5 protein-coding genes, 3 tRNA genes and 1 rRNA gene are annotated in these 7,008 nt (G+C 49.1%); all 9 read left to right on the top strand.

The features are described from left to right. Positions 1-231: ribosomal RNA gene (locus FN001_RS12775) — 23S ribosomal RNA — on the top strand; the annotation flags it as partial. A gap of 70 nt (positions 232-301) precedes the next feature. After that, positions 302-374: transfer RNA gene (locus FN001_RS12770), tRNA-Asn, on the top strand. A 143-nt stretch (positions 375-517) separates the two neighbouring features. Then, positions 518-589 (top strand) — tRNA-Glu (locus tag FN001_RS12765). A gap of 13 nt (positions 590-602) precedes the next feature. Beyond that, positions 603-673, top strand: a tRNA-Cys gene (locus FN001_RS12760). 366 nt (positions 674-1,039) lie between these two features. Further along, on the top strand, positions 1,040-2,365 hold the full coding sequence (gene rpoN / locus FN001_RS12755; protein WP_185911924.1) for an RNA polymerase factor sigma-54: 1,326 nt from the start codon (positions 1,040-1,042) through the stop codon (positions 2,363-2,365). Between the two features lie 69 nt (positions 2,366-2,434). Next, positions 2,435-2,896 carry a MarR family winged helix-turn-helix transcriptional regulator gene (locus FN001_RS12750; RefSeq protein ID WP_142412079.1) on the top strand — a complete coding sequence of 154 codons (462 nt, stop codon included), beginning with the start codon at positions 2,435-2,437 and terminating at the stop codon, positions 2,894-2,896. Positions 2,897-3,122: 226 nt separating this feature from the next. Further along, positions 3,123-3,803, top strand: a complete 681-nt coding sequence (locus tag FN001_RS12745; RefSeq protein ID WP_142412078.1) for a DUF554 family protein — start codon at positions 3,123-3,125, stop codon at positions 3,801-3,803. A gap of 226 nt (positions 3,804-4,029) precedes the next feature. Beyond that, positions 4,030-5,556 (top strand): amidohydrolase, encoded by a 1,527-nt coding sequence (locus FN001_RS12740; RefSeq protein ID WP_207705626.1) that lies wholly within the window; start codon positions 4,030-4,032, stop codon positions 5,554-5,556. After that, on the top strand, positions 5,549-6,970 hold the full coding sequence (locus FN001_RS12735; RefSeq protein ID WP_142412076.1) for an amidohydrolase: 1,422 nt from the start codon (positions 5,549-5,551) through the stop codon (positions 6,968-6,970). The genes FN001_RS12740 and FN001_RS12735 overlap by 8 nt, the downstream gene beginning before the upstream one ends. Positions 6,971-7,008: the final 38 nt, after the last annotated feature.

Here is a 7,008-nt window from a genome sequence, read left to right as displayed (position 1 = left end):
GGGATGGACGGACCGCTGGTGTACCGGTTGAGCTGCTAAGCTCATGGCCGGGTAGCCAAGTCTGGCAGGGATAAACGCTGAAGGCATCTAAGCGTGAAGCCCCCCTCAAGATGAGATATCCCATTCGTTAAGAAGTAAGACCCCTTGAAGACGACGAGGTAGATAGGGCAGAGGTGGAAGTGCAGTAATGCATGGAGCTGACTGTTACTAATCGGTCGAGGGCTTATCCAGGAAGGTCAAGTGAAGATTCAAAGGTTGATGGAGTTCAATATGTGGTTTTGAAGGTATGTTCCTTCATTATTCCTCGATAGCTCAGTCGGTAGAGCACGCGGCTGTTAACCGCGCTGTCGTAGGTTCGAGTCCTACTCGGGGAGTTTTTTCATACTATCCAATGTGTTTGGTAAACCTGATGAGATGTGGGTCTGAAACGCCCTGATCACCAGTTCAAATCTGGTAATCGATGGATTCGCGTTTATCCGGTTGACAGAGGCAAGTAAATATGATAGTATATATTTAAGGCCCCATGGTCAAGCGGTTAAGACATCGCCCTTTCACGGCGGTAACACGAGTTCGAACCTCGTTGGGGTCATTTAACTAAATATGGCGACATAGCCAAGTGGTAAGGCGTGGGTCTGCAACACCCTGATCACCAGTTCAAATCTGGTTGTCGCCTCTCTTATGAGAGCCTCAGAATCCTTTATTTATAAGGACTCTGGGGTTTTTTCTTTACCCTGAAATGTATGCAGATGAAAGAATACGCGGAAAATACAAACAAAATGGGAAAAAGAGAAGTCATGATTTTTGCTGGCAGTCTTGCGGGAATCTGATTTATCATGATATACTGAGGATGATGACCTGACGGGATAAGAGAAATCATTCGAGCTGATATATCCTATACGGCAGGGTTCAAATCGAACGCATGTGAGATATGACGCTTAATTCCGATCAGCGTAAGCAGACCGATTCTTCCCGGAATTGCTGTGTATACGCGCGGAGCGTTTGTCTGACTGAGATACAATTCTGGAAGGCAGGGGATACAATGGAGATAAAAGCAGGAATTTCCTTACAGACAAAGCAGGTGCTTTCGCAGCTTCAGGTGGAGTCCCTAAACATTCTTGCAATGTCTATGACGGAACTGAAGGATTTTATGCAGAATGAGGAGATCGAGAATCCACTGGTTGAGTTTACAGCAGGTCGGGGTGAGGAAGCAGCTCCTGTTACTTATAAAGAGACGGAACGGTTTTATAATGGTACAGAACGGGAAGACAGCCGGGAAAATGAGCTATATGAGATAGAGGACAGTGAGAAGTCCATTGAAGATCTGGTGAACATGCAGCTTCATTGGAAGCAGATCGGGGATACAGAGAAGAAGATTGTGGATTTCTGCGTGCAGTCGCTTGAACAGAGTGGATATCTCCTGGTGCCGCCGCAGGAAATTGCGGAGCGGTTGAATGTTTCGAAAGAGCAGGTCGAAAACGTTCTTGTGATGCTGAAAGAGCTGGAACCGCATGGGATCTTCGCCTCCGGACTCGAGGAATGTCTTATGCTGCAGGTCCGAGGGATGGACGAGGAAGAAAAGTTATCACGGATGATAAATGATCATCTTCAGGACATTGCTGAGGGAAAGATCAGCACGATATCAAGAGCTTTGAAGCTGTCATCTGCTGAGGTCCGGAAACTGATCCATATCATCAAAGAGCTGAACCCACGGCCGCTGAATGGAGTTGGTGGAGAAAAAGCCCAGTATATTCTTCCTGACGTGCTCCTGAGTAATCAGGACGGACAGTGGAATATTGAACTGAATGATAAGTGGACCGGAAGTCTCGGGATCAATGATTACTATATTCACATGATGGAGACAGCTCAGGATCAGGAATTAAAGTCCTATTTTGAAAATAAGCTGCGCAGAGCCCGCTTTATCATGAACGCGATAGAGCAGAGAAGAGAAACTCTGACAGGAATCACAAGAGAGATCCTAAAGAGGCAGGAACCATATCTCCTTGGAAAAGGGCAGTTAAAACCAATGACTCTGGAGGAGATCGCTGATGCGCTGGAGATCCACAAATCTACGGTCAGCCGTGCGATCCGTGACAAGTATCTGAGGGCACCGTCGGGATGTTTCCTGTTCCGTAGCCTGTTTACAACAGGGATCCCATCGGGAGATGGAAATGGCGACGTTAGCAGAAATGCCGTGAAAGCGAAATTGAAGGAACTCGTTGCTGCGGAGGACAAGAAAAAACCGTGGAGCGATGAACAGCTTGCCGGATTATTGCAGGATGCCGGAATGCCGATCTCAAGACGTACGGTCGCCAAATACCGTATGGAGTTGGGAATTGGTGGGGCGTTCCAGAGGAAAGAAGGTTAATGTTTGCCTGAGCTCGGGGAGCTTCCGGTTGCAGAAGTGGAATGCAGAAGCGAAAATGAGGAGGAATAAATGGAAGGTAACAAGTACATCGATTTTGTGGACATGTGGAATCTGATCGAGGCAACATCCACGGAATTTTTCTATGATCGTCTCGCAAAGATCGGACTCCACAGGGGACAGCCTAAAATGCTGAGATTTCTTGGCGAAAATGATGGATGCCGTCAGAAAGATATTGCGGATCGTTTTTTTCTGAGGGCGGCTTCTGTTTCAGGTGTTCTGAATACATTGGAAAAACAGGGCTTGATCGAGCGAAGGCAGAATCCGAGATCCAGACGTGAAACACTGATCTATCTGACAGAACAAGGGAAAGACAAGCTGGTTCAGGTCCATAAATTTTATGAAGAGATCAACGAACTGTGGTTTGAAGATTTTTCAGAAGACGAATATGAGGACCTGATGGAGATTTTAGGAAAACTACAGAAATCTCTCGAAAAACAGAATCAGAAAGAACAAGAGGACAAAAACAGGTAACGATAAGCGGATATTCTGTGCGAAAAGATACAGAGTATTCGCTTTTTTAACAAGATCAAGGCAGTCCTCTGCCTCTATTGCGTAGAGCAATAAGCGGTGAAAGCGGATTGTGAATATTCTTGGACTAGAAAAAATTGATTGACAGTAAAAAAGAAACAAAGTATATTGTTAGTAATATAATTGTTAGGCACCATACTATTATATGAAGAAAGCGTAGGCAAAGCATATGCCATCTGTAATTTTACTTGATGTAGCCGGTGTTGTTGTCGGGACACTTGCCGGGTGCGGGATGAAGAAGTACATTTCGGGTTCTTTGAATGAGAGTATCAATCTGGCACTGTCTGTGATCTCTGCGGCTGTCGGTGTGGGACTTCTCGGAAAAGCGGTTCATATGTCGGCTGCTGTGCTGGCGCTCCTGATTGGCGGCACGATCGGTCATATCATTGGAATCGACAGACGGCTTGCGAACGTATCGAAGCTGCTCCCGGCAACAGGCGGAAGCGAGACCGCACAGACACTTCTCGTTGCATTTACCTTGTACTGCATCAGTACGACGGGAATTATCGGTGCATTGACGCTGGGATTTGAGGGGGATACCACGGTGCTCATGACAAAGGCGATCATGGACTGTGTCGCATCGATCTTTTTCGCGGGAAGCAGCGGATGGGTCCTGGCTCTCATCAGTATTCCGCTCGGGATCATGCTGATGGCGTTTTATGGACTCTCGGAGTTTCTGATGCCGCATCTGACGGCGGAAATGATCGGAGATTTCTCCGCCTGCGGCGGCCTGATCCAGCTATTAAATGCGCTGCGGATCGCAAAGCTAAAAAATCCGCCGGTTGCGGATTACATTCCGTCCCTGGTCCTGGTATTTTTTATCAGTATGTTCTGGACGAAATATATGTAAAGAACAGACAGCCCACAGGGGAACTTTCCTGTGGGCTGTTCGACAAATATCAGCAGGGAGAAACTGATGGATCATTGCATGATAATAACGTCAGTTTCACAGGCAAAAGAAAGATCTGCCCATGGATGCAGATCGGTATCATTCTCTAAGAAGAAAATACCTGCTTTAGATTTTGCGGATGCATGAATCCATGAAGCCGATGATCAAATGAATGGAGGAAAACAGAGTGAAATATGCAGTTGAAAGGTTCAAAGAGGAACTTAGTGTTCTGAATAAAACGATCTGGGAAGCCGCAGAGATCAAGTATGAGGAATACCGTTCGGAAGCGGCTGTGATCGAGGTACTCAGAAAGCATGGGTTCCAGATCGAAGAACAGGTGGCTGATATCCCGACCGCATTCCGGGCAGTCTATGGAAGCGGGAGACCGGTGATCGGTATTCTGGCGGAGTACGATGCTCTGGACGGACTCAGTCAGCAGGCGGACTGTCTGGAGAAGAAACCGTGTCCGGAGACGAGATACGGACATGGATGCGGACACAATCTTCTCGGCACGGCAGTTGTGGCTGCCACGCTGGATCTTAAAGATTACCTGAAGAAACATCCCGGGAGAGGCACAGTGATCGTTTACGGATGCCCGGCAGAAGAAGGCGGGAGCGGAAAGACGATCATGGCGGGAGCCGGAGTCTTTGATGAGATTGATGCGGCCATCACCTGGCATCCGTGCACGATCAATGCGTCGATGGGCTGTTTCATGCTGGCAAACTGTCAGGCGTATTTCAGGTTTCACGGAAAAAGCAGTCATGCGGGAAATGCACCGGAAAAAGGACGCAGCGCACTGGATGCTGTGGAACTCATGGATGTCGGAGTCAATTTCCTCCGGGAACACATGGAGATGACAGACCGGATCCATTATGCTGTCCTGAACACAGGCGGAACCTCACCGAATGTAGTCCAGTCGGAAGCGGAAGTCCTCTACCTGGTGCGCAGCAGGACGAACGCCGGAGTAAAGGAGCTTTATGAACGCGTCTGCGATGTCGCGAAAGGGGCTGCATTGATGACGGATACAACGGTGGAGATTGAATTTGACAAAGCATGCAGCAATGTCATTCCGAATCTGCCGCTTGGAAAACTTGCATATGAGACAATGGTAAAACTCGGTCCGCCGGAATACACGGAGGAAGAGAAAGACTATGTAAAGAAATATCATGATCTTGTCGGTCAGGAAGCTGTGTGGAATGATGATGGGGCGGTTCCCCATTATGATATGGAATTGCGGAAAAAGCTTGTGAAAGAACATCCGATGGCGGATTTCATCCTTCCCTATAAGATGGTATCCATGCCGGGAACCGGTTCTTCCGATATGGGTGACGTGAGTCAGATTGCGCCGCTGATCCAGATCGAGACGGCATGCTTTACCCAGGGCGCCCAGCCGCATTCCTGGCTGTGGGTGACCCAGGGAACCTCCTCTTTTGCAGAAAAAGGGATGATGTTCGCGGGACAGGTTATGTCGGACATAACAAAACGTCTTCTGGAAGATCCGAAGCTTTTAGAAGAGGCGAAAGCAGATTTTAAAAAGCGGACCGGAGGAAAACCATATATCTGCCCGATTCCGGCAGGCGAAGGACCGCTTGCAAGAAGAAAACGCCGGATGGAGGCGGAAAAAGCAAGGCAAGGCGCTGAAATAGGAGCAGTGGAAAAGGATGACGCAGAAGCCGGACATACGGGTGAGAAGGCAGGTGAAAATAATGGCTGACGTAAAAAAATATGAAAAACTGCTGACAGACTTAAACAGCAGTCTCTGGGATCTGGCGGAGATCCGTTTTGAAGAGAAAAAGTCGTCCGCAATGATGGAAAAGATCCTGAAGGGACATGGATTTGAAGTGACGCGTGGAGCTGGTGAACTTCCGACCGCTTATGAGGCGGTATATGGAACAGGCAGTCCGGTGATCGGGCTTTTAGCCGAATATGATGCCCTGGACGGGCTCAGCCAGAAAGCGGACAGTACCGTTCATGAGCCCCGCCCGGAGACAACTCACGGGCATGGCTGCGGACATCATCTTCTCGGGACAGGAGTGATCGGAGCGGCACTGGCACTAAAAGACTATCTGGCAGATCACCCGGGCTGCGGCACTCTGAAGGTGTTTGGATGCCCGGCGGAGGAAGGCGGAAGCGGAAAGACATATATGGCGCGGGCCGGTGTCTTTGACGGGATCGATATCGCTCTCACCTGGCATCCGAGTACGATGAATGCTGCGATGACGGGAAGTCTTCTGGCAAACTGCCAGGCATATTTCCGCTTCCATGGAAAAAGCAGCCATGCGGGAGCGGCTCCGCAGAAAGGCAGGAGCGCGCTGGATGCACTGGAGCTTATGAATGTGGGGATCAATTATCTCAGGGAACATATGGAGATGACGGACCGAATTCACTACGCGATCACCAATTCCGGAGGCGTGTCCCCCAATGTGGTACAGGCTGAGGCGGAAGGACTTTATCTGGTGCGCAGCAGGAATAATGAGACAGTGAAGGAACTGTATCGGAGAGTTGTCAATATTGCAAAAGGTGCGGCGCTGATGACAGGAACAACAGTGGATATCGAGTTTGATAAGGCATGCAGCAATGTGGTGCCGAGTGATACACTTGGAAAACTCCTTTATGACACTATGGTGAAGATCGGGGTTCCTGAGTACACGGAGGAGGAGAGAGCATATATTATGGGCTTTCGGCGGGTCATCGGAGATGAGGCGGCGGATCATGACCTTGGAATGCTGCCGGAATTTGACCTGGAGACACGGGAAGAGCTTTGCCGGACGCATCCGATGGGTGATTTTATCCTGCCGTTTGAACCGCAGGAGGTTGTGGAGACGGCGTCCTCCGATATGGGAGATGTGAGCCAGATCGCACCGCTTTTACAACTGCAGTGTGCCTGCTTCTGCCTTGGAACCCAGCCGCATTCGTGGGTGGAGGTTGCACAGGGAAAATCCTCCTATGCGATAAAAGGCATGATGTTCGCAGCGCAGACGCTGGCGGACGCTGCTGTGACACTTTATGAGACTCCGGAGCTGGTAAAAAAGGCGAAAGAGGAAAATGAGATGAGGACCGGCGGAAAGCCGTATGAATGCCCGATCCCGGTGGATGTTGTTCCTGTCCCGTTCCGAAAAAAGGGATAGGTTAAAAGTAACAATGAATGTAAAATATAAAGACATAA

Source organism: Clostridium sp. Marseille-P7770, from assembly GCF_902143525.1.
Taxonomy (GTDB): Bacteria; Bacillota; Clostridia; order Lachnospirales; family Lachnospiraceae; genus Pilosibacter.
This window is presented reverse-complemented; position numbering and strand designations above follow the sequence as displayed.